This is a genomic window from Lentzea sp. JNUCC 0626 (assembly GCF_043632865.1).
In the GTDB taxonomy this organism is placed as follows: Bacteria; Actinomycetota; Actinomycetes; order Mycobacteriales; family Pseudonocardiaceae; genus Lentzea.
The window spans coordinates 5,302,596-5,325,220 of sequence record NZ_CP171635.1 but is presented as its reverse complement, the minus strand read 5'-3'; the positions used below and the strand labels follow the sequence as shown (position 1 = coordinate 5,325,220).

Annotated in this window: 24 protein-coding genes and 1 tRNA gene; 13 read left to right on the top strand and 12 right to left on the bottom strand. The window is 67.1% G+C overall.

Annotated elements, in window-relative coordinates; all coding sequences use genetic code 11:
* Positions 1-375: a helix-turn-helix domain-containing protein gene (locus JNUCC0626_RS23740; protein ID WP_394612973.1), complete on the top strand. Its 375-nt coding sequence runs from the start codon at positions 1-3 to the stop codon at positions 373-375.
* Between the two features lie 272 nt (positions 376-647).
* Positions 648-1,694, top strand: a complete 1,047-nt coding sequence (locus tag JNUCC0626_RS23735; protein ID WP_394612972.1) for a tetratricopeptide repeat protein — start codon at positions 648-650, stop codon at positions 1,692-1,694.
* Here JNUCC0626_RS23735 and JNUCC0626_RS23730 read toward each other — a convergent pair.
* From JNUCC0626_RS23730 to JNUCC0626_RS23720, 3 genes are read right to left on the bottom strand one after another with little or no spacing between them, the layout of a single operon-like run.
* Positions 1,662-2,234, bottom strand: a complete 573-nt coding sequence (locus tag JNUCC0626_RS23730; RefSeq protein WP_394612971.1) for an NUDIX hydrolase — start codon at positions 2,232-2,234, stop codon at positions 1,662-1,664. The genes JNUCC0626_RS23735 and JNUCC0626_RS23730 overlap by 33 nt on opposite strands.
* 45 nt (positions 2,235-2,279) lie before the next feature.
* Entirely contained in the window at positions 2,280-3,056 is a 777-nt protein-coding gene (locus JNUCC0626_RS23725; protein WP_394612970.1) for a hypothetical protein, read from the bottom strand.
* 3 nt (positions 3,057-3,059) lie between these two features.
* Positions 3,060-3,977, bottom strand: a complete 918-nt coding sequence (locus JNUCC0626_RS23720) for a hypothetical protein (protein WP_394612969.1) — start codon at positions 3,975-3,977, stop codon at positions 3,060-3,062.
* A 281-nt stretch (positions 3,978-4,258) separates the two neighbouring features.
* Between JNUCC0626_RS23720 and JNUCC0626_RS23715 the strand changes: the two genes are divergently transcribed.
* Positions 4,259-4,330: transfer RNA gene (locus JNUCC0626_RS23715), tRNA-Met, on the top strand.
* Between the two features lie 6 nt (positions 4,331-4,336).
* Here the strand turns inward: JNUCC0626_RS23715 and JNUCC0626_RS23710 are convergent.
* Both JNUCC0626_RS23710 and JNUCC0626_RS23705 read right to left on the bottom strand, forming a co-directional pair.
* On the bottom strand, positions 4,337-5,938 hold the full coding sequence (locus JNUCC0626_RS23710; protein WP_394612968.1) for an HNH endonuclease: 1,602 nt from the start codon (positions 5,936-5,938) through the stop codon (positions 4,337-4,339).
* 64 nt (positions 5,939-6,002) lie between these two features.
* Positions 6,003-6,560 carry a TetR/AcrR family transcriptional regulator gene (locus JNUCC0626_RS23705; protein ID WP_394612966.1) on the bottom strand — a complete coding sequence of 186 codons (558 nt, stop codon included), beginning with the start codon at positions 6,558-6,560 and terminating at the stop codon, positions 6,003-6,005.
* Between the two features lie 110 nt (positions 6,561-6,670).
* Between JNUCC0626_RS23705 and JNUCC0626_RS23700 the strand changes: the two genes are divergently transcribed.
* Positions 6,671-7,372, top strand: a complete 702-nt coding sequence (locus tag JNUCC0626_RS23700; RefSeq protein WP_394612965.1) for an SDR family NAD(P)-dependent oxidoreductase — start codon at positions 6,671-6,673, stop codon at positions 7,370-7,372.
* A gap of 114 nt (positions 7,373-7,486) precedes the next feature.
* Positions 7,487-8,479 carry an IS481 family transposase gene (locus JNUCC0626_RS23695; RefSeq protein ID WP_394612964.1) on the top strand — a complete coding sequence of 331 codons (993 nt, stop codon included), beginning with the start codon at positions 7,487-7,489 and terminating at the stop codon, positions 8,477-8,479.
* On the opposite strand, the gene JNUCC0626_RS23690 is transcribed toward JNUCC0626_RS23695, so the two are convergent.
* Positions 8,476-9,207: a helix-turn-helix domain-containing protein gene (locus JNUCC0626_RS23690; protein WP_394612963.1), complete on the bottom strand. Its 732-nt coding sequence runs from the start codon at positions 9,205-9,207 to the stop codon at positions 8,476-8,478. The two genes, JNUCC0626_RS23695 and JNUCC0626_RS23690, sit on opposite strands and share 4 nt — an antisense overlap.
* A 53-nt stretch (positions 9,208-9,260) precedes the next feature.
* Between JNUCC0626_RS23690 and JNUCC0626_RS23685 the strand changes: the two genes are divergently transcribed.
* Complete coding sequence (locus JNUCC0626_RS23685; protein WP_394612962.1) at positions 9,261-10,400, top strand: MFS transporter; 1,140 nt, start codon at positions 9,261-9,263, stop codon at positions 10,398-10,400.
* A gap of 24 nt (positions 10,401-10,424) precedes the next feature.
* The gene (locus JNUCC0626_RS23680) at positions 10,425-11,285 is read left to right on the top strand and encodes an exodeoxyribonuclease III (RefSeq protein WP_394612961.1); all 861 of its coding nucleotides are present in this window, start codon (positions 10,425-10,427) and stop codon (positions 11,283-11,285) included.
* Between the two features lie 44 nt (positions 11,286-11,329).
* Here JNUCC0626_RS23680 and JNUCC0626_RS23675 read toward each other — a convergent pair whose 3' ends face one another.
* The 5 genes from JNUCC0626_RS23675 to JNUCC0626_RS23655 all read right to left on the bottom strand — a co-directional run bounded on the left by JNUCC0626_RS23675 (position 11,330) and on the right by JNUCC0626_RS23655 (position 14,626).
* Positions 11,330-12,625 (bottom strand): HAMP domain-containing sensor histidine kinase, encoded by a 1,296-nt coding sequence (locus tag JNUCC0626_RS23675; RefSeq protein ID WP_394612960.1) that lies wholly within the window; start codon positions 12,623-12,625, stop codon positions 11,330-11,332.
* Positions 12,622-13,293, bottom strand: a complete 672-nt coding sequence (locus JNUCC0626_RS23670; protein ID WP_394612959.1) for a response regulator transcription factor — start codon at positions 13,291-13,293, stop codon at positions 12,622-12,624. The genes JNUCC0626_RS23675 and JNUCC0626_RS23670 overlap by 4 nt, the downstream gene beginning before the upstream one ends.
* A 4-nt stretch (positions 13,294-13,297) precedes the next feature.
* The gene (locus JNUCC0626_RS23665; RefSeq protein ID WP_285645227.1) at positions 13,298-13,429 is read right to left on the bottom strand and encodes a hypothetical protein; all 132 of its coding nucleotides are present in this window, start codon (positions 13,427-13,429) and stop codon (positions 13,298-13,300) included.
* A complete protein-coding gene (locus tag JNUCC0626_RS23660) occupies positions 13,426-13,788 on the bottom strand; it encodes a hypothetical protein (protein ID WP_394612958.1) in 363 nt (120 codons plus the stop codon). Before JNUCC0626_RS23660 ends, JNUCC0626_RS23665 begins: the two co-directional genes overlap by 4 nt.
* Positions 13,789-13,852: 64 nt before the next feature.
* On the bottom strand, positions 13,853-14,626 hold the full coding sequence (locus JNUCC0626_RS23655) for an STAS domain-containing protein (RefSeq protein WP_394612957.1): 774 nt from the start codon (positions 14,624-14,626) through the stop codon (positions 13,853-13,855).
* 183 nt (positions 14,627-14,809) lie between these two features.
* Between JNUCC0626_RS23655 and JNUCC0626_RS23650 the strand changes: the two genes are divergently transcribed.
* Complete coding sequence (locus tag JNUCC0626_RS23650; protein ID WP_394612956.1) at positions 14,810-17,041, top strand: ATP-binding protein; 2,232 nt, start codon at positions 14,810-14,812, stop codon at positions 17,039-17,041.
* A gap of 13 nt (positions 17,042-17,054) precedes the next feature.
* Here JNUCC0626_RS23650 and JNUCC0626_RS23645 read toward each other — a convergent pair whose 3' ends face one another.
* The gene (locus tag JNUCC0626_RS23645) at positions 17,055-18,122 is read right to left on the bottom strand and encodes an LCP family protein (protein ID WP_394612955.1); all 1,068 of its coding nucleotides are present in this window, start codon (positions 18,120-18,122) and stop codon (positions 17,055-17,057) included.
* A gap of 34 nt (positions 18,123-18,156) precedes the next feature.
* Here JNUCC0626_RS23645 and JNUCC0626_RS23640 point away from each other — a divergent pair, with 34 nt between their 5' ends.
* The 5 genes from JNUCC0626_RS23640 (at position 18,157) to JNUCC0626_RS23620 (ending at position 22,586) form a co-directional block, all read left to right on the top strand.
* Positions 18,157-18,576 (top strand): DUF6542 domain-containing protein, encoded by a 420-nt coding sequence (locus JNUCC0626_RS23640; protein ID WP_394612954.1) that lies wholly within the window; start codon positions 18,157-18,159, stop codon positions 18,574-18,576.
* A gap of 82 nt (positions 18,577-18,658) precedes the next feature.
* Entirely contained in the window at positions 18,659-20,542 is a 1,884-nt protein-coding gene (locus JNUCC0626_RS23635; RefSeq protein WP_394612953.1) for a bifunctional polysaccharide deacetylase/glycosyltransferase family 2 protein, read from the top strand.
* Positions 20,543-20,558: 16 nt separating this feature from the next.
* The gene (locus JNUCC0626_RS23630; protein ID WP_394612952.1) at positions 20,559-21,119 is read left to right on the top strand and encodes a TetR/AcrR family transcriptional regulator; all 561 of its coding nucleotides are present in this window, start codon (positions 20,559-20,561) and stop codon (positions 21,117-21,119) included.
* 79 nt (positions 21,120-21,198) lie between these two features.
* Complete coding sequence (locus JNUCC0626_RS23625) at positions 21,199-22,392, top strand: cytochrome P450 (RefSeq protein ID WP_394612951.1); 1,194 nt, start codon at positions 21,199-21,201, stop codon at positions 22,390-22,392.
* On the top strand, positions 22,392-22,586 hold the full coding sequence (locus tag JNUCC0626_RS23620; protein ID WP_394612950.1) for a ferredoxin: 195 nt from the start codon (positions 22,392-22,394) through the stop codon (positions 22,584-22,586). Before JNUCC0626_RS23625 ends, JNUCC0626_RS23620 begins: the two co-directional genes overlap by 1 nt.
* The last annotated feature ends 39 nt before the right edge of the window (positions 22,587-22,625 follow it).

Sequence of the window (22,625 nt, the reverse complement as noted above, 5' to 3'; positions counted from 1 at the left end):
GTGGCGGAGGACTGGTCGGCGGTCGCGGAGGCAATTAATGCCCGAGCGGCAGAGCTGGCTTTGAAGCAAAAGGAGATCGCCGAGAGATCCGGCGTATCCCACGCGATCGTTCGCGAGATGCAGCAGGGCCGAATTCAGCGCCGGCGAAACCCGCGCACCCTCGAAGCGCTGTCGATCGCGCTCGACTGGCACCCGCAGCACCTGACCGCTGTGCTGCAAGGGAAAACGCCGCCCGAAGCGGACGCCCAGGCCACGGCCGCGGACGACCCTCTGGTCCCGCTCCTGCAAACCATCATTCGTGAGCTCCGGGGTCTCAGGGCTCAGGTCGGAACGCTGGCTAGCCGTATCGACGATGGGAGCCGTCAAAAGGACTAGCCGGAATTCCTGAATAAGTTGCGGTGTTGCTGTCATGGGAACAGCAGACCGCCGAGAAGGGGGTCGAAATAATTGCTCGCGGTTAGCAGACCGCGTGTTAGGAGGAGTTAAGTACGCAGGTCACGACCGTTGGGGAACGGGGGAGCGTGACAAGAAGAAAACGGGGAGAACCGCCGCGCACACGGCTGCAGGCGGTACGAGAAGAGCTGGGCTACACCCAGGAGCACGTCGTCAGGTACTTCTTGACGCGCGGTCCTCAGATCTGTGTGGGCGTGGCGTCGCAGTCGGCGCTGCACATCATGATCTCGCGCTGGGAGAACGGCCACGTAGAGGTGACCGAACCCGGCTACCGCCGCCTGTTCCGGGAGATCTACGGCCGCTCCAACGAGGAGCTTGGCTTCCCGCCGGAAGCCCTCAACCAGTCCGCTGAGGAGCTTCGAGACCGCCTGGTCGTCGCGCGGAACATCGACACAGCGACGCTCGATCTGTTCCAGCGACAGGTTAGCGACCTACGCAGCTCAGACCGTCGCTTCGGCGCGGTCGTAGTGCTCGACCAACTCAACAGCCTCGTGAGTCAGATCGAGTCCGTTCGGGTCTTCAGCGTCAGTTCGCACCTACGGCAGCGCTTGGCCACGATCCTCACCGATGCGCGGACGTTGGCAGGGTGGACAGCGCTAGACAGGGGCTCGCAACTCCAGGCGTGGCAGTACCACGAGGACGCGAAAGTCTCTGCGAGAGAGGCCGATTCGCCGTATCTGCTGGCGCACGCGGCAGCACAGCAAGCCGTGATCCTGCTCGACATCGGTGAGGCTGATGCAGCGGTCGAGTTGCTGGAGTACGCGCGTTACGTCGCGGAGAGCCGAGCGCCGTCGCTGCTGCGAAGCTGGCTCGCCGCTGCACACGGTGAAGGGCTGGCAGCAGCCGGCCGTCGTGACGAGTCGTTCCGAGCCTTCGACGTTGCAAGTTCTTTGCTGCCAACGAATCCCGTTGATCCGGCGATGCCGTTCCTTCTGCTCAACGAAGGTCAGCTCACGCGTTGGCGCGGCAACGCCCTTCTCCGCCTAGGGGACCCCGACGCGATCGTTCAGCTCGAAGCTTCCGTGCGGGATCTCGCCAACCCGGAGTGGTCGGCGGTGCGCGGTCTGACGAATACCTATGTGGATCTGGCGTTCGCGTACGCCGCCGCTGGCGACAGCAAGGGAGCAGTGCAGCACGCGCAGACCGCGCGTCAGCTCGCCAAGCGCATCGGGTCGGACCGTCAGCGGCAGCGTCTCGCGAACCTGGAGCTACCGAGTTCCCGAGGTCCCGGTGTTGCGTGAGGCTAGGTAGTAGAGGAGGGGGATGATTGCGCCGGAGCCGAGCACTTCGCCGCGCCGAACGAGGTCCAGGACGCGGTTAACCGGAATCCACTCGATCCGCGCAGCTTCTTCACCGTCAGTAGGTTCGCCCACCTTCTCCGCCTCGCGCCAGAGGTAGGCATCTACAGGTGCATCAATGATGCCCGGCAGTGGTTGGAATGTGCCGATGTGTTCAGGCTCGCCAACGGGGCGCCAGCCTGTCTCTTCTATGGCTTCGCGTGCGGCGGTGGCCGCAGGTTCTTCGCCTAGCTCGACGAGCCCGCCAATCAACTCGTAGCCCCACTGATCGACCGCGAACCGATAGCGCCACAAGGTGAGTACCTCGTCGCGGTCGTTCACAAGCATCGCCACGGCAACGTGATCGAGCTTTACAACGTGATGCTCAAATCGGCTTCCATCGGGAGGTTCGACGTCTACAAGATTAACTTTTACCCAACGATCGTCGTAGACGGCTCGCTCGCCGTGAACTTTCCACCTTAGTTCTTCTGGGTACTCCGTCACGGAGTGAAGTGTAGCGGTGCGCGCTGATCTGCCGCACTCTTAGTTTCACTTGCTGTTCTGCGTGATCTCCTTGGCGATTCGATCCTCGATTCGGTTTATGCCAAGATCGGTGATGAACCAACGTTGTCCGCGTTGGACGATCTGACGGCACGCGGCCGCTGCTAGCTTTTTTACCGCCCTCCGGACGCCGGATGGATCCTTAGGGATAGTCGCGATTAGATCGCTGACAGGAAGTCCGTCTGTGGCGTATAGGAGGTGGGCAAGAATCTCCTCTTCCGTCGTGAAGGTTACGGACTGAAGTAGTGGGATATCCCCGTAAGTTCGAATCAATGGTTGAGGGAACCTTGCGAGATTTCGGACTGCCTCCGCCACTTGCTCGCGATTTGATTGGACGAATATCCGCAAAATCTCTGACAGGACCCAACGTGCTGACTCCACGATGAGTCGCGAGTCAATCTCGTTCGCGGTATAGGTGGGTGATACGTGCACGGCACCGCGCTGGCTTCGCAGTTTATAGATGGAACGGAGAACCTTCGCGAGGTGGATCGCGCCTTGTCGCTCGGGAAAGTTGTGCGAGACCTGGTCGTTGTCCACGTACTTTAGGCAATCGTCCACGCCTTTAGTTAGTGAGACGTTGGTGGAATCTACTGAGTAGACGATGCGTGCGGCGACTTCCGCGAACCGTCCGCCATCGAGCTCCGTGTACTTCCATCGTTTGAGCAGAAAAGCTTCTTCAAGGGACACGAACTCTTGGATGAGCTGCTCGGCAAGCTTTGGTTCGACTGCTTTGGCGAGAGCATCGGTGATTTCTTTGGGCAGCATCGACTACGGCTCCAATGACTTGAGGTACTCCTCGCCTCGCGGCGTAATTCGAATAGAGCCGTCTTGTAGCGACTTGTTGACATAGTTGGACTTGCTGAGGTGCTGGTAGTTCTTCGCGATGTTTCCGGTGGGGATTCCGTCGCCAAGCTTGTCGGTCAGCCAAACGATATCCTGGTTCTTGACTGAGGGGACGCCCAGGAGTTTGGCTGCATAGACAGCCCACAGGAACCGGTCGATCTGCTTTGTCAGCTTGTGATAGTCGACGACACCGTCAATTGCGGATTCGATCGTTTCGACATCTTTGAAGACTTCCGGAACGGTATTAATTGACTTGCGTGACGGTTTGCCGTTTCGTGAAGAACTTCCGCCTGATTGACGCTTCTTTGTTCCGTTGCTTCCGCGAGATTTGCGGATGCCCTCAAACCCGACCTCTAGCGCGGCGGAGGCTTTGGCGGCGACATAGTACTCGTTCTTCTCGTCGGACTCGACAATCCATCCAGACTGAATAGCCACAGCCAAGTCGCGCGCGAAGTTCTGGGGCGCACTTTCTCTCGCTCGCTTGAACATTGGCTTAATGTCGTTTGGGGTGAAGGTGTCTTTGTCGCCCTCCTGGGCGATATACAGGGCGAACGCAACAATCTTCTCTGCGTTCGTCTTGGCGCCTGATGTGTCCAGGGCCTCTCGGGGGTTAGACGGCGCATCGGAGGAGAGAGCGCTAATCATCTTAGTGCTGTTGACCGAAGGTGCCGCAGTAATGGCAGTGGGCGCAGCCGCGTGCGGGATAACTGGAGGTGATCCAGCGGTCGGGTCGGAAGATCCAATGTAAGCGATGATGTAGGCAGCTTGGCTGAGAGAGATCTCTTCTTCGAAGCTGACCCGCCCCGAAATAGTGATCTTGACGGGCTGCAGGACGTCGTTCATGGCGGGCGACTCTACATCATGTCGCGATGTAGTACATCGCGACATAGCGCGTCATTGAGAATGGTTATACCAATCTGTATGTTGTTTTCCAGTGTGGACACTATACGGAAATTTTCTCACTTGAATCCGAATACGCTTCGGGTTCTAGGCGTCAGCAGAAGCCAGAAAGTGATCATCCACTGTGGAGTGTTGTGTCCATGGTTGTGTCCATGAAGTGCGGTCAAACCGTGCCGAAGCTGCCACTTGATCGATATGCGTTGCTGCCTGTTGCTGCATGTTGCGGGCCGTTGAGGTGTGACCTTGGACACTCATAATCTGTCAGGTTGTCGGTTCGAATCCGACCTGGCCCACCACTCTGATCACTTCCACGTGGACGTGACGGCGATGAAGTGGTCGGTGACGGCTTTGGAGCACGGACCTTTGACGAAGTCCGCGCCGTCCAGGTCGGCGTACGCCGGGTAGTCGGCCAGCGAGGGCGCGAGCACGACCTTCCACGTGGTGGGGTTGACCGCGAGAAGCTCGTTGTCGAAGAGCAGGTGCACGTCCGCGCGCAGCAACACGCCCTCGTCGGGGTTGTGGGTTTCGTGTGCGGCGAAATCGCGGAGATGTGCTGCCTGCAACACCTCGGCCGGAGCGCGGCCGGTCACGGCGCACGCGTGCCCGTAGCGTCGGATCAGCTCTCTGCGGAACGGGCCCTGGCCGTTGCGGGCCTTGGTCTTGGCCTCACGTCGGCCACCTTTGGGGATCCTTCCGGTGCCGCCGCGGCCGCCAAGGGCGTTGTCGGGCGACTTGCGACGGGAGGGCTGGACCTTCGTCACCGGGGGTGACTCGTCCTGCTCGGCGGGCACGTTCACCTGCACCTTCGCGAGCAGGTCCTCGAGCTTGCCGATGTCGAGCGGACGGATGGCGTTCTGGACGGCCCCGTCGGTGCACGCCTCCTTGACCTGCTCGGCGGTGATGGCGCCGTCCAGCGCCCGCCACGTGCCGCCGTAGTAGGCGACGTACTGGGTCACCTCGACGGTCTTCTCGGCCGGCTGCTCGAACTCGAAGTGGCAGCTGTCCTTGCGACAGCGGTACTTCGGGCGTTGCTTGGAGCGCTCGTCGAACTTCGTGCCGCAGCGGGGACAGCCTCGTTGGACTTTCGGGACCCCGTCCTGCTGCTCGATGTGGCTCACGCGGGCGACGCCCAGAGCGTCCTCGTCGTTGCGGACCACGATCACGTTGCCTTTGCCCAGCCTCTTGGAGTTGCTGACCTTGTTGTCGTAGACGTAGCTCGAACCGAGCACGTCCGGATAGCCGCTGTTGCCCCCGTACTTGCGCTCGCCCTCGGCGGAGAACAGCGCCCAGGCCTTCGGGGAGTACTTCTCGCGGATCGCCGCGGCCTCCTCGTGCAGGCGAGGTTCGTCCTCGAGGAACTCCGCCAGGACCTGCTCGTCCAGCGTCCCGCCACGGGTCTTCTTCTTGGGGTACTCGGGAAGGCTGGTCATCAAGTCGTTCAGCTTGCGTTGCACGCTGTTGTTCGAACGGAAGTTGCGCCCGCGGTCCTGCGGTGCGTGGACCGGCAGTTGCTGGAGGAACGCCGCCAGGTCCTGCGCTGGTTTGTGGGTGGCCCGGTGCGCCTTCCGGTTGTTGGCGAACAGCAGAGAGCACGCCAGGACCAGTTCTTCGCGTGCCCAGTCCGGGGGCTGCTTGACCACAAGGTCGAACCCCAGACCTTCGAGCGTCTGCTTCACCAGTTCTTCGTCGGCGACGTCGTCAGGTGACAGAGGTGCGCGGCCTGGCAGGTGACCGTGTGCGGCCGCGGCGATCACCCGCGTTCCGTACCGACGACTTCCGTCGGCGATCAGGTAGCTGCGGAACCGGTCGAAGCCGTACCGGTCGCAGAACTTCTCCATCCCCAGCTGGTCGTGCTCCGCCAACGCCGTGCGCACCGCGTTCGCGGTGATGTCCCCAAGACCCACCTTGGAACGTTTTCAAGCAAATGCTCGGTAAACATCCGCCAAATGCAGCAATGAAGCCCGCTGGCTAGGGGGCGCGCAGCCCTTCGACGTAGATCGACAGGAAGCGGCGCCACTCGCCGGGGGAGTCCCTGATCACCTGGGCCATCGCCCTGGTCAGCGTCGCCATGTCGGTGATCGAGTAGTCGGGACGCAGTGCGCCGCCCGCGATCGCGCGCATGATCAGCACCTCGGCGTGGCCCGCGCCCCGGTGGCAGGCCGAGACGACCTCAGGGGCGTTGGGCAGGTCGCGGGCCAGGATGTCGTTGAGGCCGCGGTCTTCTGCCTGCAGGCCGTAGAGGTCTTCGAGGTAGGTGGTGAACGCGTGCCACGGGTCTTCGTCGGCCAGGGCCTTGTCGCCGATGACGTCCAGGGCGGCCAGGCGCTCGGGGAAGATCGCCGCGACCAGGTCGTCGCGGGTCGGGAAGTGCTTGTAGAGCGTGCCGATGCTTACTTCGGCGTGGCGGGCGATGTGTTCCATGGGGACGTCCAGGCCGCGTTCTGCGAACAGCTGGGTGGCTGCTGCCAGCAGTTTCTCCCTGTTGCGTGCCGCGTCCGCACGCAGGGGTTTCGACGCGGTGACCATGGGCGGATCCTACTCGGCGGTTAAGTCGAGGGTGGCCTCAAGTTTTGTGGTAGCGTCGGCGAGCGTAAGTCGAGGGGTGCCTCGAATTAGCGTTCGGAAGGACGGAAGTCATGTCTCCCACCGCAGTTGTGCTCGGGGCCGGTCCTGGGCTGGGCATGTCCGTGGCGCATCGGTTTGGGCGCGAGGGGTATGAGGTCGTGCTCATTTCTCGTCGTCGTGAGCGGCATGCCGGGTTTCTCGCTTCGCTCGAGGAGGCGGGGGTGAAGGCTCGGGCGTTCGCGGTGGACCTGTTCGATCGGGAGCAGGTTGCGTCCACATTGGACGAAGTGGGGCCGGTGGACGTGCTGTACTACGGGCCCGCCGCGATCAACATGGACGTGTTGCCGCCTGCGATCGCGGCTACCACGTCGGACGAGGTGCGGGCCGCGATGGACTCGGTTTACGCCGGGATCGACGTCACGCAGCAGGTGTTGCCAGGCCTGATCGAACGCGGGGGTGGCCTGCTGTTCGCGGGCGGGCTCAGTTCGGTGCAGCCGATGCCGGTGCTCGGTGCGCTGGCGTTGTCGTCGGCGGCCATTCGCAACTACGCGGTGACGCTCAACGCCGCGCTCGCCGAGAAGGATGTGTACGCGGGCACGCTCACGATCGGCGGGGTCATCGGGCGCAGCGACATCCATCGGCTGGTGGAGGCGAAGCCCGAGCAGTTCGGTGGGTTGGCGGACAAGACGTTGGATCCGGACGAGATCGCCGAGACCGCGTGGCAGATGTTCACGAAGCGGGACCGCGCTGAGGAGATCTTCTCCGTGCTCTAGATGTGATGTCCGGGGACGTTGTTCTGGACGTGATGGCCTGTCGTGAAGACAGGTGAAGGCCTCTGGAGGTGAAGTGGAGCTGTCTAGGAACCGCTTCACACACCGGAGGCCTTCGTGTCCCACCCTAACGCCACGCTGACTCCGCGGACACGGCTGCGGCTCGCGCGTCTGATCGTGGAACAGAACTGGCCCGCGGCCGCCGCGGCGAAGATGTTCATGGTCGCGGAGCGCACCGCCCGCAAGTGGGCCGCCCGTTACCGCGACGAGGGCCAGGCAGGGATGCTCGACCGCAGCTCACGACCACATCACAGCCCGAACCGGACATCCGAGCCGGTCGTGCGGCAGATCGTGGTCCTGCGCTGGCGGCACCGGCTTGGGCCGGTCCAGATCGCCGGCCGGCTGGGACTGGCCGCCTCGACCGTGCACGCCGTGCTGACCCGCTGCCGGATCAACCGCCTGTCCCGCATCGACCGCGTCACCGGCGAACCCCTGCGCCGCTACGAACACCCGCATCCAGGCTCGCTGATCCACGTCGACGTCACCAAGTTCGGCAACATCCCCGACGGCGGCGGCCACCGCTTCGTCGGCAGGCAACAAGGCGACCGCAACAAACGAGCCACGCCCGGACTGCCCAAAGGCAAGGACTACAAACCCTTGACCGGCAAAGCCTTCCTGCACACCGTCGTCGACGACCACTCCCGCGTCGCCTACGCCGAGATCCACGCCGACGAACGCGGCGACACCGCGACCGCCGTCCTGCGCCGAGCCGTGGCCTGGTTCCGCGAACACGGAGTCGTCGTCGAACGAGTCCTGTCCGACAACGGCTCCGCCTACCGCTCCTTTGCCTGGCGCGACGCCTGCACCGAGCTCGGCATCACCCCGAAACGCACACGTCCCTATCGGCCACAGACCAACGGCAAAGTCGAACGCTTCCACCGCACCCTGGCCGACGGCTGGGCCTACGCACGCCACTACCAGTCAGAAACCGAACGACGAGCCGCCCTGCCCGACTGGATCCACTTCTACAATCACCACCGAGCTCACTCCGCCCTCGCAGGCCAGCCGCCCATCACCAGGCTGACCAACCTCCCCGGACATCACATCTAGAGGTACGAGCCGGGGGTGTGGCCCAGCGAGCGGCGGAACACGTCGATGAACGCGCTGGCGCTGGCGAAACCGCAGCGCAGGGCCACCGAGGTGACGGGCTGGCCCTCGGCGAGCAGGCGCAGGGCGTGGTAGAGGCGCAGTTGCGTGCGCCACTGGGGGAACGTCATGCCCATCTCGTCGCGGAACAGTCTCGTCAACGTCCTGCCGCTCGCGCCCGCCTCGCGGCCGAGCGCTTCGAGGCCGCGGTTGTCCGAGGGGTCGGTCTCGAGTGCTGTGCACACGGTCGCGAGTCTCGGGTCGCGGGCGGCAGGGACGCGAACGGGTTGTTCGGCCGCGGTGACCAGTTGGTCGAGGAGCACCGAACGCATTCGTTTGCCCGCAGGGGTTTCTCGGTCGGTGAGCTCTGTATAGGAGATGAGGAGTTCACGTAGTAGAGGCGAGACCGCTAACGCTGTGGGTTCGTTGAGCCTCAACGGGTTTTGCGTCAGTCCGAGGAAGTGCAGGCGTGTGACGCCGTACGCGCGATGGGAGTGCACGGCGCCTGCGGGGATCCACAACGCACGGTGCGTGGGCGCGATCCAGCGTGATGTCGCCGTGTGCACGGCCACGACGCCACGGCTGGCGTAGACGATCTGGTGCTCGTCGTGCCAATGCGCGGTGACGCCACTGGTGGCCGCCAGGTCGCGGCTCGTGGTCGGCGCCGCCGGCATGTGGCGAGAATTCGACATACATCGGCAGATTATCGGAATCGGGAACGCCGTGGCGGGGCCACGATCAGTGCGTGAACAACTCTCGCTGGCGGATGTCGGTCCTCGTCGCCGGTCACGCGGTGGACGACCTGTACCAGGGCGCCGTCCCCGCCGTCGTGCCGTTCCTCGTGCTCGAACGCGGCTACAGCTACCTCGCGGCGGCCGGCATCACGGTCGCCGCGACGCTGTTGTCGTCGGTGGTGCAGCCACTGTTCGGGGTGCTGACCGACCGGCGCCCGATGCCGTGGCTGGTGCCGCTCGGCATGATCCTCGCCGGGGTGGGCGTCGGGCTGTCCGGGCTGAGCGACTCGTACGTGCTGACGTGGCTCGCGATCGCGCTGTCCGGCCTCGGCGTCGCCGCCTACCACCCGGAGGCGGCCCGGCTCGCGCGCCGCGTCGCGCAGGACAGCCACGTCGGCATGAGCTGGTTCGCGGTCGGCGGCAACGTCGGGTTCGCGCTCGGGCCCGTGCTGGTGACGCCGGTGCTGGCGTTCGGAGGGCTGGCGTGGAGTCCGGTGCTGGCCGTTCCCGCGCTGATCGGAGGCGCGGCGACGTTCGCCGCTCTGCGCGGCGTGCAGGGTGCGTCGTCGTTGGCGGCGGTGAGTTCCGGTCGGGACGACTGGGGGCAGTTCAGCAGGCTCACCGTGATCATCGTGGCGCGCTCGATGGTGACGTTCGGGCTCGGCACGTTCCTGGCGATCTGGGCGACTCAGCGGGTCGGCGGTGGTCCGGCGGCCGGAGCGGCGGCGTTGGTGGTGCTGTTCGGGGTTGGTGCCGCGAGCACGTTGCTGGGTGGTGTGCTGGCCGGCCGATGGGGACGTGTCCGGGTACTGCAGGCTTCGTACGCGTTGGCGGTGCCTGCAGTCGCGGGCGTCGCACTAGTGCCAGGCCCCGCCGTGTACCTGATGGTGGCGCTCACGGCCGTGGCGCTCTACGTGCCGTTCTCGCTGCACGTCACTCTTGGCCAGGACTACCTGCCGAACCGCATGGGCACGGCCAGCGGGGTCACGCTCGGTCTCGCGGTGAGCATCGGCGGCCTCGGCTCGCCGGTCGTCGGCGCCATTGCCGGTGCCTCCGACCTGCAGTGGGGCCTGCTGTCACTGGTGTTGCTGCCGATCATCGCGGCGGCAGCGGCGCGCGGCCTGCGCTCACCGAGTTCGATGCGGGCTTGAGCGCCGGTGGCTACGGTTGACGGCGTGCGAGTGGCGACGTGGAACGTGAACTCAGTCAAGCAGCGCGTGCCGAGGCTCCTGCCGTGGCTCGACCAGCGGCAGCCCGCCGTCGTGTGCCTGCAGGAGACCAAGCTGGCCGACGACGCCTTCACCGCGCTGCTCGGTGACGCCCTGAAGGAACGCGGCTATGAGGTCGCGCTCTTCGGCGAGACCCAGTGGAACGGCGTGGCCCTGCTGTCCAAGGTGGGCCTGGAAGACGTCGCGGTCGGCGTGGCCGGTGCGCCCGGCTTCCCCCACGTCGAGGCACGCGCCGTAGCGGCCACCTGCGGCGGTGTACGCGTCCACTCGCTGTACGTGCCGAACGGCCGTGAGCCCGAATCGGACCACTACAAGTACAAGCTCGAATGGCTCGCCGCCCTCCGCGACGTCCTGGAGGCCGGCCCCGCCGACGCGCTGGTGTGCGGCGACATCAACATCGCCCCCGCCGACGCCGACCTGTTCGACCCCGAGGCCTACATCGGCCAGACCCACGTCACCGAACCCGAACGCGCCGCATTGCAGGCCATCGAGGCGTTGGGGTTCCACGACGTGGTGCGCGAGCGTTGGCCCAACGACCGCATCTTCAGCTACTGGGACTACCGCGCCGGCATGTTCCACCGCGACCTCGGCATGCGGATCGACCTGATCCTCGCCTCCGACTCGGTGGCGCCGCGGGCGAAGGCGGCGTGGATCGACCGGCACGCGCGCAAGGGCACCGGGCCTAGTGATCACGCGCCGGTGATCGTGGATCTGGACGAGGCGCCGGACGGGGACATCGGGCCCGTGGTGCCGCCACCGTCGTCGCCGGGGTCGAAGAAGAAGGTCAAGCTGCCGCAGGCGAAATGAGCCGGGTGGACTGACTCGGGCGGAGGCGGCTCGGGCGAGGTCGTTCAGGCGGCCTGCAGCGTCACGGTGAAGGCCGCGCCGCCCTCCGCCGCCGGCCCCGCCACGATCGTCCCGCCCATCCGCGTCACCAGCCCGTGCACCAGCGCGAGCCCCACCCCGGTCCCCACCGGCCGCGTCTCCTGGTACCGCGCGTGCAGCACCCCGCGGTCGAACGCCACCGCGTAGTCGTCAGCAGCCAACCCGGGCCCGCCGTCTCGCACCTCCAACACGGAGGACAACGACAACACCACCGGCAGACCGGCGGGTGTGACGCGCAGAGCGTTCTCCAGCAGGCCGTCGATCACCTGACGCAGACGGCGTGCATCAGCCAGAACGACCGGAGACGACGACACCTCAAGAGAGAACTGCACACCGCGCGCATTGCAGCGGGCGTGCCAGACCTCGGCGGCTGAGCGCACGACGGGTTCCAGAGACACGGCGGCCATGTCCAGGCTGAAGTCGTCGGCGCCCAGGCGGGCCAGGTCCAGCAGATCGGTGACCAGGCGGTCCAGGTGGCGGGCCTCGTCCAGGATCACGGTGCCGACGGGGGCTACCTGGGTGCCGGTGACGACGCCGTCGGCCAGGGACTCGGCGAAGCCCGTGACGGCGGTCAGAGGCGTGCGGAGTTCGTGGGAGACGGAGAGCAGGAAGTCGCGTTGGCGGGATTCGCTGCGGTGCAGGGCGTCGGCCAGCGAGTTCATCGCGTGGCCCACCTCGGCCAGTTCGTGGGTGCCGACCGGCGGGACGCGGAGGTCTCGGCGGCCACCGGACATGGCGTGGGCGACGGAAGCGACTCGGCGCAGCGGGCGGGCCAGAAAGGTGCCCAGGGCCAGGCCCGCCAACGCCGCGACGGCCAACCCCACGGTCAGCGCCAGGAGGATGTTGCGGATCAGTTTGCGGTAGGTGCCGCTGGTTTCGGTCTGCTGGACCAGGGCGAAGCCGCCCGCCCCCGACGGACGGGCTTCCACGTTCAGACGGCCGCTCACCCCGGACACAGCAGTACCGGACAGGACTCGGTGGTAGTCGATCGAACGGACCGCTCGCACGGCCGCGCGGTCGGGGCCGTTCACGTCGCCCTCGGCGGTGATCCGGACGATCGCGATGTCCTGGCCCTCCAGGATCTGTTCGACGCGGTTGTTGGAGATCTGGCCTGCGACCACGTCGGCCTGGGCGCGCAGGAACTCCTGGCTCACCTGTTGCGAGGTGGTGGTGACCTGGCGGATCGAGACGTAGCCTGCCACGGACACCGCCACGAACGCCACTCCCAGGCACAGCAACGCGATTCTGCCCGCGAGGTTCATGAGGCGTCCGCCGAGTAGCCGACGCCGCGCACTGTCCGAATTGGACTCAGCGCGCCGAACTTCGCGCGCAGTTGGGCTATGTGGACGTCGACGGTGCGTGTGCCGGCGACGGAGGAGTAGCCCCACACGGCGGAGAGGAGTTGCTCACGCGAGAACACCTGACGTGGGTTCTTCATCAGGTATGAAAGCAATCCGAACTCCGTTGACGTCAGGGACACCTCTGCGGAACCCGCGAACGCGCGCCGTTCACCCACGTCGAGTCGTACGGCACCGACTTGCAGTACGTCGGACACGACGCCGGACGAACGACGCAGCACCGTGCGCACACGGAGCGCCAACTCGCGTGGGCTGAAAGGTTTGGTGATGTAGTCGTCGGCGCCCAGCTCCAGGCCGAGCAGACGGTCCACCTCGTCGTCGCGCGCGGTCACGAACAGGACCGGAGTCCAGTCGCCCGAAGCGCGCATCGCCCGGCACACCTCGATGCCGTTCATCACGGGCAGGCCGACGTCCAGGACGACGGCCACCGGGGAGAGGGTGCGGACCGCGGCCAGTGCCGCGTCCCCCGAAGACTCCAGGTGCACGCCGAAGCCGTCGCGTCGCAGGTAGAGCGACACGAGCTCGGCGATCGCCGGTTCGTCCTCCACGACGAGCACCAGGCCACGTTCCACGCGTTCACCCCGGCTGGTTGAGGTCCGACTCGATGCTGTTCAGCGTTGATTCCACATCATCGAGGTCCGTCGGCGCCTCTTCGCCCCGGCACGCCGTCAGGGCGAACAGCAGGACGACCGCGGCGAGCCACCTCACTTCGACCCGCAGTGCTCGGTCTTGAACTTGCCGACGCGCTCGGCGGACTTCGCCAGCTTCGCGAGCTGCGCGTCCCGCAGCTTCAGGCGGGCGTCCAGCACGTCGGCGCGCGCGGTGTTGCCGTTCTTGCGGGCGTCGGCGGCCTTCTGCTCGATCCACTTCTTCGAGCCGAGGGTCTCGGCCGTGCCGTTGATCCGGTCGGTCAGAGCCTTGACCTTGGCTTCCACCCGCGGCACGCGCTGCGAGCAGATCTTCTCCACCTTCTCGGGGCTGATCGTGATCGGCTCCTGTGCCGACGCGGTGCCCGCGCCCAGCATCAGCATGCCCGCCACCAGCCCACCGATTCGCGAAATGTTCATGGCACGGAACGATGACGGCTCACGGTCAGAGCACGGTCCGCCGAATGTTCGGGTTCTGCAAAGATCACGCCTGATAGGTGTAGACGGCCTCGGACACGGGGATCGGCGGCCGTCGGCTGTCCTCCGGCACGTCGAGCAACGCCCAGATGATGTGCCGGCCACCTCCGGCAGGCGTCTCGCCCATCGTGAAGTTGCAGACGGCGATGGACGCGACGTTGTGCCTCATGATGTGCCACTGCCTGAGGTCGAACCGTGCGGTCGTGCGCACCGCAACGGACATCTGGTTGCCACGCATGCGCAACAGCAGCGCGAGGGAGTTGTCTTCTTCGACGTGCGACACGAGCTCGACGGCCACCTGCGGCGCGACGTCGAGCAACGACTGGACGCCCCACCGCTCGCAGGCGCGTTCGGTGATCCGCTCGGCCACGTGCGGCAGGCAGCGGCACGTCGGCAACGGCGCGTCCACCCGGTCCTCGTGCTTGTGACGCACCACGGCCCCCACCGCCGCTGCCGTCGTCGGGAACATCGGGATGTGCCGGGGCAGGCCGCGCGACTCCAGCGTGGACCGCAACCCGTGGTCGCTGACCACGATGCTGAGCGAAATGCCCGGCCAGCGCGCCGCCGACAGCCACACGACGTCGAACAGCACGAGCAGCGCGGGGGACTCGGCGACGAGCTCGTCCAGCTCCACGACGACGCCGACGAGCTCCTTCGTGGCGTGGTTGAGCAGCACGTCCTGCGCGCGCATGTACGTCGTCCAGTCGAGCCGCCCGCTGAACCGCACGACGAGCACGCCGTTCTGCTCCCGGACGTCGACCTCGAGGCTGTTGATGGCCATGACCCCTCCCTCGGGCACGCGTCCCCAAGCTTTCAAGACTGTCGATGTGACCGCATGCGCCCTAGGGGGTAACTACCCGTGTTTCGGCGTTGGTACCTCCGGGGGACCGCGTTGCAGCGAGAGATCGAGCCGACCTAGGGTGCCGCTGTGGGAGGTTCGCTTCACCCTGGTCGGAAAGGCAATTTGCCTGCTGACACAACTACTTTCGTCGGCCGCAAGCAAGACGTCGCCGAGGTGCGCAGGCTGCTGTCCGAGTCGCGCCTTGTCACTCTTACGGGTGTTGGTGGGGTCGGCAAGACGCGGCTGGCGTTGCGCGCGGCCGCCGAGACGCACCGGGCGTTCCGCGACGGGGTGTGGTTCGTCGACCTGGGCGGAGTCCTCGATCCGGCCCTCGTCGTGCACACGGTCCTCGAACAGCTGGGCGTGCACGACGACACGGTCCGCATGCACCGCACCGTCCTGGTGGAACACCTGCGCGACCGCCAGTTGCTGATGGTCCTCGACAACTGCGAGCACGTCATCGGATCGACCGCCGATCTGGTGGACGCCCTGCTGCGCGGTGTACCCGGCCTCCGAGTTCTTGTTACGAGCCGAGAACGGCTGGGTGTCGACGGCGAACATTTGTGGCAGGTCCTGCCATTGCCGGTCGATCCGGCGCTGGCCCTGTTCGCCGAACGGGCCGCCGCCGTCGAACCGGGATTCGTCCTCGACGCGGGCAACCACGAACAGGTCAGCCAGATCTGCGCGCTGCTCGGCGGCATCCCGCTGGCGATCGAACTGGCCGCCGTGCGGCTGCGCGTGTTGAGCCTTGACCACTTGTTGTCCAGATTGGACAACACTTTCCGGGTCCTCGTGGACGGCAAGCGCGGCGGCGACCCGCGGCACCAGACGCTGCACGCCGCCGTCGACTGGAGCTTCCACCTCTGCACCCGCGACGAGCAGATCCTGTGGGCGCGGGCGTCGGTGTTCTCCGGCACGTTCGACCTGGAGGCCGCCGAACGGGTCTGCGCGGGCGAGAGCGTCCCGGCCGAGGAGATCCTGCGGTCGTTGATGGGCCTGGTCGACAAGTCGGTCGTGGTGTCCGAGCAGCACCCGTCCGGCACCCGTTTCCGGCTGCTCGAACCGCTGCGCCAGTACGGCCTGGAGAAGCTCCGCGCCGCCGGTCGCGAACAGGTGATGCGGGAACGGCACCGGGATCACTTCATCGACTGGGCGGAGCGCCGCGAGGCCGAGTGGTTCGGCCCGGCCCAGGCGCAGATCTTCGGCCGCACCCGCCTCGAACACGCGAACCTGCGGTCGGCGCTGGACTTCTGCTTCGACACCGACGGCGACCACTGCGTGCACCTCGCGAGCACGCTGTGGTTCTACTGGGCGGGCTGCGGCATGCTCGGCGAGGGCCGGCACTGGCTCGACCGGGCCGTGGCCGGGGCGAAACCCGGTCCGCGGCGGGCCAAGGCGCTGTGGGTCAACGGCTACGTGTCGACGTTGCAGGGCGACCTGCCCGCGTCGGTGCGGATGCTCGACGAGTGCCGCGAGTACGCCGTCAACGCCGGTGACGGCACCGCGCTCGCCTACGCGACCCACCGCATCGCCTGCACGCACCTCGTCGGCGACGACCTCGACCTCGCCGACAGCGGGTTCGCCGAGGCCATGCGCCTGTACCGGGGCCAGGGCACGGTCAACAGCCACACCATGCTCGCCGGCATCGAACTCGCGATCTCGGCGACGTTCCGGCGTGACTTCGCCTCCGCCGAACGCCTGTGCGTCGAGGCCAAGGCCGTCGGCGAGGAACACGGCGAACTGTGGGCGCAGGCGTACGCGATCTGGGTGCTGGCGTTGTGCGCGTGGGTCAGCGGCGACCTCGCCCGCGCCGACCAGCTCGGCCGCGAGTGCCTGCGGATCAAGCGCTCGTTCCACGACCTGCTGGGCATCGTGCTGGCGGTCGAGCTGCTCGCCTGGATCGCGGCCTCGCAGCGCAACGCGGTGCGCGCGGCGACGTTGCTGGGCGCCACCAACGAGATCTGGCAGTCGGTCGGCTACCCCATGTTCGGGTCGCAGTACTTCGGCGCACCGCACGGCGAGTGCGAGTCGGCGACCGTGTCCGCGCTCGGCGAGGAGGTGTTCCGCGCCGTGTTCCGCAAGGGCATGGACCTCGAACTGGAGGACGCCATCGCGTTCGCCATCGGGGAGGAAGAGGCCGCCGCACCGGAACCGGCCGCACCGCTCGCGCCGCTGACCCGGCGGGAGCAGCAGGTGGCCGACCTGATCGCCGGGGGCATGTCGAACAAGGAGATCGCGGCCCGGCTGGTGATCGCGCGCCGGACCGCGGAGGGACACGTGGAGCGGATCCTGCAGAAGCTCGGGTTCAGCTCACGGGCGCAGATCGCGACCTGGGTGACCGAACGCCGAACCTGAGCGGCCGCCGAACCTAGTCCACGCACGGAATCCCGTCGCCCGGCGGCGGGGGAGGCGGCGCGGAGGCCAGTTCGGTCACCTTCGCCCGCACCTTGTCCCGGTCGACCTTGTTCACGTCGAGGCCGCCGAGGTGCGCGCCGCCCTCGATCGGCAGGGTGTCGAACCGCACCTCCGTCGGGATGTTCCTGGCGAACTCCACCAGGTCGAACCGCTCGTCCAGCACGACGTCCTGCTTCGCCATGTCGATCATCGCCTGCACCACGCCGACGTCCGCGCCCTTCACCCGCTTCGTGACCGCGGACAGGAACGCCTGCTGCCGCCGGGTGCGGCCCAGGTCCCCGTCGGGCAGCCCGTGCCGCTGCCGCACGAACGACAACGCCTGGCCCGCGTCGAGGTGCTGCGGCCCGGCCGGGAAGTCCGCGCCGGACAACGGGTCCTTCGTCGCGCGCTTCAAACACACGTCCACGCCGCCGAGTCCTTCGGCGATGTGGAAGAAGCCGATCAGCGAGATCTCCACGAGGTGGTCGACCGGCTGGTTGAGGAACGTCGACACCGTGCGCACCTGGGCGCGGCGCCCGGCCTCGCGCCCGGCGCGTTCGAGCTCGCGCTTGTCGTGCGTGCCGGCGGCGCGCAGCCGGTCCTCCTCGGCGATCTTGGCCCGCCCGTACGCCTCCTTGATCTTGCCCTCGCCGCCCGACTCCAGCGCCACGAGGTTGTCGCGCGGCACCGACATCGCCACTGCCGGACCGGAAACGGGGATGTGCAACAGGATCAGAGTGTTCGCGTTGTACCCGCCGCGGTCGCTCTCGCCCGCCTGCATGCGGCGCAGCACGTCGTCGGGCAGCGGTTCGCCGTGCAGGTCCAGGCGGGTGGTCAAACCCATGATCAGGATGTTGCGGCCGGACTCGGACCGCGGTGCGTCGTCGGCGATCGCGTACGACCGTTCGACGCCCGTGGAGATGGTGGACACAGTGGACCAGGCGAACGCCGAGGCGGCCAGCACGACCACGCTCAGCGCCGCCCAGGCGATGCGCGTGAGGACGAGAAAGACGGTGCGGTGATAGCCGCCACGTGATTGCATGAACAAGACACCCCCTGAACTATTCTAGGTGGTCATGGGGGTTCAACTGCCCAGTCTGGCCGCGCTCGCGGTGCTGGCGGTGTTCACGCAGACGGGGGTCTGGGTGGACGGGGGAGAGTTCGGCTGGGTCTTCGGCGTGTGGCTCGTGGGCGGCACGCTCGTGGCCTCGGCGTTGGTGAGACGGGTGGGTCTCTGGACGGTGGCACCGGCGCCACCACTCGTGTTCGGTGCCGTCGCGGTGGGCAACGCGGCGTGGGACCGGCAGACCAAGAGGCTCGCGCCGTGGGGGAGCAGCAAGGAGTTCGCGGCTGACGCGGTCCCGTGGCTGGTGAACGGGTTCCCGTGGATGGCGGCGGCGGTCGGCGTGGCCCTGGTGGTCGCGCTCGTCCGACTTTTCACTGGGGGGAAGCGGAAATGCAGGTCTTCGTCGATCGAAGTGGCGGTAGACGGGTAGCGGCGAGACTGGTCAGCTGGACCGTCGCGAGTGGACTGATCGTGTTCGCCGCCGTGGTGGGCGGCACGTTGCTGGGAGCCTGGTGACGCGCACGCCGCGGCTGCACTGGATCTCCATCCTGGTCGGGTTGCTCGTGCTGATGGGCGTGGTGTCGTTCCACGCCTACGCGGCGCTGCGGCCGGAAGCCGTTCCGCACGAGGGCGAACGGCGCGAGCTGCCCGCGGGCACGCTCGCGCTCGCGTTCCACGGCGGTCCCGACCCGAAGTGGACGCCGCGCACCCTGGACCGCCTGCGGGAGGCGGGGATCAAGGCCACCTTCTACGTCACCGGCGCCCAGGTCACGCGTCATCCCGACGTCACACGCCGGGTCGTCGCGGAGGGGCACCGGATCGGCCTCGACGGGTTCCGGACCGAGGGCGACCTCGGCGACCCGCTGAACCTCGCCCTCGCGCAGGCGGCCCTCGCCGACGCGCTGGGCGTCCACACCGCGCTGGTCGGTGCGCCACGGGAGGTCGACAGCGGCGACCGCGAGTACCAGGACATCGGCACGTTGGTGCGGATGTCGTTGCAGGACGGGAAAGGCGTCGTCCGGCTGCACGACGACGGCAGCCTCGGCGGTGACATCGCGCGCGAACTCGCGAAGCAGCCCGGCTACCGGTTCGTGCTCGTCAGCGACGAGGTGCCGGAGCAGGCGTCCGCGCGCGAACGGTTCACCGGCGCCGTCACGGCGTGGTCGCAGCGCAACGGCGGTGTGGTGCTCGTGTTGTTCGGCACGGCCATCGGAATCGCCGCCCTGCTGGGGCTTCTGCGCACCTTGATGCAGTTGGGTCTCGCGCACACCGACCGCAGAATCCGCAGGGAGCAGGAGCCGCCGCCGTGGGTCGCACCACCGGTCTCGGTGGTCGTCCCGGCGTACAACGAGGCGCTGAACATCGCCGCCACGGTCAGGTCCATCGCCGCGAACAATCACCTCGCCGACGTCGAGGTGATCGTCGTCGACGACGGTTCCAGCGACGGCACCGGGGACATCACCGAGGAACTGGACCTGCCCGGCGTCACCGTGCTGCGACAGGAGAACCAGGGCAAGCCCGCAGCCCTGAACGCGGGCATCCGCGCGGCGCGACACGACGTGCTGGTGCTCGTCGACGGCGACACGATCTTCGAACCGGAGACCGTCGGCCAGCTCGTGCAACCGTTCGCGGACAACGAGGTCGGCGCGGTCTCCGGCAACGCCAAGGTCGGCAACCGGCAGGGGATCCTCGGGCGCTGGCAGCACCTGGAGTACTGCGCGGGATCCAACCTGGACCGGCAGATCCTGCACGCGCTGCGGTGCATCCCGACGGTGCCGGGCGCGGTCGGGGCGTTCCGCCGGGCCGCGCTCACCGACGTCGGCGGCGTCAGCGATGACACGCTCGCCGAGGACACCGACCTGACGATGGCCGTCACGCGCGCGGGCTGGCGGGTGGCGTACCGGCCGGAGGCCAAGGCGTGGACGGAGGCGCCGGTCAGCGTGCGCGGACTGTTCCGCCAGCGGTACCGGTGGTCGTACGGCACCTTCCAGGCCATGTGGAAGCACCGCGGCGCGTTGAAGGAGAAGGGCCCGATGGGACGGTTCGGGCTCCTCTACCTGTTGGCGTTCCACCTGCTGCTGCCGCTGCTCGCACCGGTGATGGACCTCCTTGTGCTGTACGGGTTCCTGGTCGCGGACGCACCACTCGGACTCATCGTGTGGGCGGTGTTCCTGCTGATCCAGACGGCGAGTGCCGGGTACGCGCTGCGGCTCGACGGCGAGTCGTTGAAGCCGTTGTGGGCGTATCCGCTGCAACAGGTCGTGTACCGGCAGCTCATGTACGTCGTGGTGATCCAGTCGCTGATCACGGCGTTGCACGGCACGCAGCTGCGGTGGATGTCGGTGCAGCGGACAGGCAAGCTCGCAGACGCGCCCGGTACGGTGCCCGTCACCTGATCGACGGGAGAACCGGGTGGGTCGTACGCCGCTGGACGCGCCGGAGCGTCTGCAGGAGGTCTTCGCCGCCGTCCTCGACGTGCTGGCCGAGGTCGGTTACGCGAGGTTCAACATGGACCTCGTGGCCGGCCGGGCCCGCGCGAGCAAGGCGAGCCTCTACCAGCGCTGGCCGTCCAAGGCGCGGCTCATCACCGACGCGCTGAGGGCGAACCTGCCGCAGTTGCCGCAGCCCGACGAGGGCGCGTTCGCCGAGGACGTCCGGCAGATCATCCGGGCGTGGCGCGAGCCGCCGTTCGACACCGCCGGGATCTTCCTGGGGTTGCTGGAGGGCAGCCGCCAGGACGCCGACCTGGCGAGCCTGCGCGAGAAGCACGTCGACCGCGCGTACACCGAGCACCTGCGGGTCGCCGTCGACCGGGCCAAGGCACGGGGTGAGCTGCCGGTGTCGTTGGACACCGAGGTGCTCATCACCGCGCTGATCTCGACTTTCGTGCTGCGTTCGGAGGAGCCCGGGGTCGTCGAGGGCATCGTCGACGGCCTGTTGAGACCGCTCCTCAGTACATTTCGGACCAAATAACTCGCCAGGGCGTAGTCGTTGCGCTACGTTCGGTCATGGATTCAAAAGAACAGTTCTGTTCTGTTGAGGGGGATTTCCCGTGACCGAAGCCGCTGTCTGCCCCGTCCCGCACGAGAACCGCGTCCACCCGCTGGGCGCGCCCGCGGGCTTCCAGGAGGCCATCAGCGACGGCCCGGTGAAGATGTTGTGGCCCAACGGCGTCGAGGCCTGGGTCATCAGCAGCTACGCCGGTGTGCGCAAGGTGCTGTCCGATCCTCGGTTCAGCGCGAACAAGGACGGCCAGCCGGAGATGCGCACCGAGGGCGAGCAGGTCCTCGGCCTGCCGGAGCCCGGCAACATGAACGTGATGGACGGCGACGCGCACCTGCGCCTGCGCCGGCCGCTCGCCAGGGCGTTCATGGTCAAGCGCCTCAACGAGATGCGCCCGCGCATCCAGGAGATCGTCGACCAGCACCTCGACGCGATGGAACGTGCCGGAGCGCCCGCCGACCTGGTGTCGTCGGTCTGCCTGCCGGTGCCGTCGCTGGTGATCGCCGAACTGCTCGGCGTGCCGCCGGAGCACCAGGCGTTGTTCCAGGCCACGGCCAAGGAGATGTTCGGCAAGAACGGCTCGCGCGCCGAGTACGACGCGAAGGCCGAGGAACTGGGCGGCGTGCTGCTCGCGGTCGTGGAGGAGAAGAAGGCGTCGGGCACCACCGACGACCTGATCGGCCTCATGGTCAACGACACCGACTTCCAGATGGACGAGCTGCTGTTCCTCGCCATCGGCCTGCTCGCGGCGGGGCACGAGACGACGTCGAACTTCTTCGGCCTGTTCACGCTCACGCTGTTCGAGAAGCCGGACCAGCTGGCGATCCTGAAGCGCGACCCCGGTCGTGCCGACGTCATCGTCGAGGAGTTGATGCGTTACACCGTCGGCAGGCTTGGCGACCCCGGCCTCGCGCGCAGGGCCACCGAGGACGTCGAGGTCGACGGCGTGACGATCCGGGCGGGCGAGTGGGCCGCGGTGACGTTCCAGGCCAACCTGGACGACGCGCTGTGCCCGCACGCCGGCGAGCTCGACCTGGAGCGCAAGGCGGTGTCGCACCTCGGGTTCGGGTACGGGCCGCACCAGTGCCTCGGCGCGAACCTGGCCCGCGCGGAGTTGCAGATCCTGCTGCGCACGCTGTTCACCCGGTTCCCGGACATCCGGCCCGCCGTCGCGCTGGACGAGATGGACTTCCGCGAGGACATGATCACCTACGGCGCGGCGACCATTCCGGTGGTCTGGTGATGACGGTCCGGATAGACCAGGCGAAGTGCATCGGTTCGGGGCAGTGCGTGCTGGCCGCACCGGACGTGTTCGATCAGTCGGATGACGACGGGCTCGGCCTCGTGCTGATCTCCGAGCCGTCCGCCGACCTGCTGCCGGGGGTTCGTGACGCGGTGGACAGGTGCCCGGCCCAGGTGGTCACCCTGGAAGAGTGAATTCAGCGGCCGATCCGGTGCGATGTCGTCACGGGAAAT

Coding starts and splice junctions, on each gene's coding strand:
- JNUCC0626_RS23640 (WP_394612954.1), top strand. CDS start 18,157: ATGGGGGTTCAACTGCCCAGTCTGGCCGCGCTCGCGGTGCTGGCGGTG.
- JNUCC0626_RS23700 (WP_394612965.1), top strand. CDS start 6,671: ATGTCTCCCACCGCAGTTGTGCTCGGGGCCGGTCCTGGGCTGGGCATG.
- JNUCC0626_RS23655 (WP_394612957.1), bottom strand. CDS start 14,626: ATGGCCATCAACAGCCTCGAGGTCGACGTCCGGGAGCAGAACGGCGTG.
- JNUCC0626_RS23645 (WP_394612955.1), bottom strand. CDS start 18,122: ATGCAATCACGTGGCGGCTATCACCGCACCGTCTTTCTCGTCCTCACG.
- JNUCC0626_RS23725 (WP_394612970.1), bottom strand. CDS start 3,056: ATGCTGCCCAAAGAAATCACCGATGCTCTCGCCAAAGCAGTCGAACCA.
- JNUCC0626_RS23705 (WP_394612966.1), bottom strand. CDS start 6,560: ATGGTCACCGCGTCGAAACCCCTGCGTGCGGACGCGGCACGCAACAGG.
- JNUCC0626_RS23620 (WP_394612950.1), top strand. CDS start 22,392: ATGACGGTCCGGATAGACCAGGCGAAGTGCATCGGTTCGGGGCAGTGC.
- JNUCC0626_RS23690 (WP_394612963.1), bottom strand. CDS start 9,207: ATGTCGAATTCTCGCCACATGCCGGCGGCGCCGACCACGAGCCGCGAC.
- JNUCC0626_RS23675 (WP_394612960.1), bottom strand. CDS start 12,625: ATGAACCTCGCGGGCAGAATCGCGTTGCTGTGCCTGGGAGTGGCGTTC.
- JNUCC0626_RS23720 (WP_394612969.1), bottom strand. CDS start 3,977: ATGAACGACGTCCTGCAGCCCGTCAAGATCACTATTTCGGGGCGGGTC.
- JNUCC0626_RS23660 (WP_394612958.1), bottom strand. CDS start 13,788: ATGAACATTTCGCGAATCGGTGGGCTGGTGGCGGGCATGCTGATGCTG.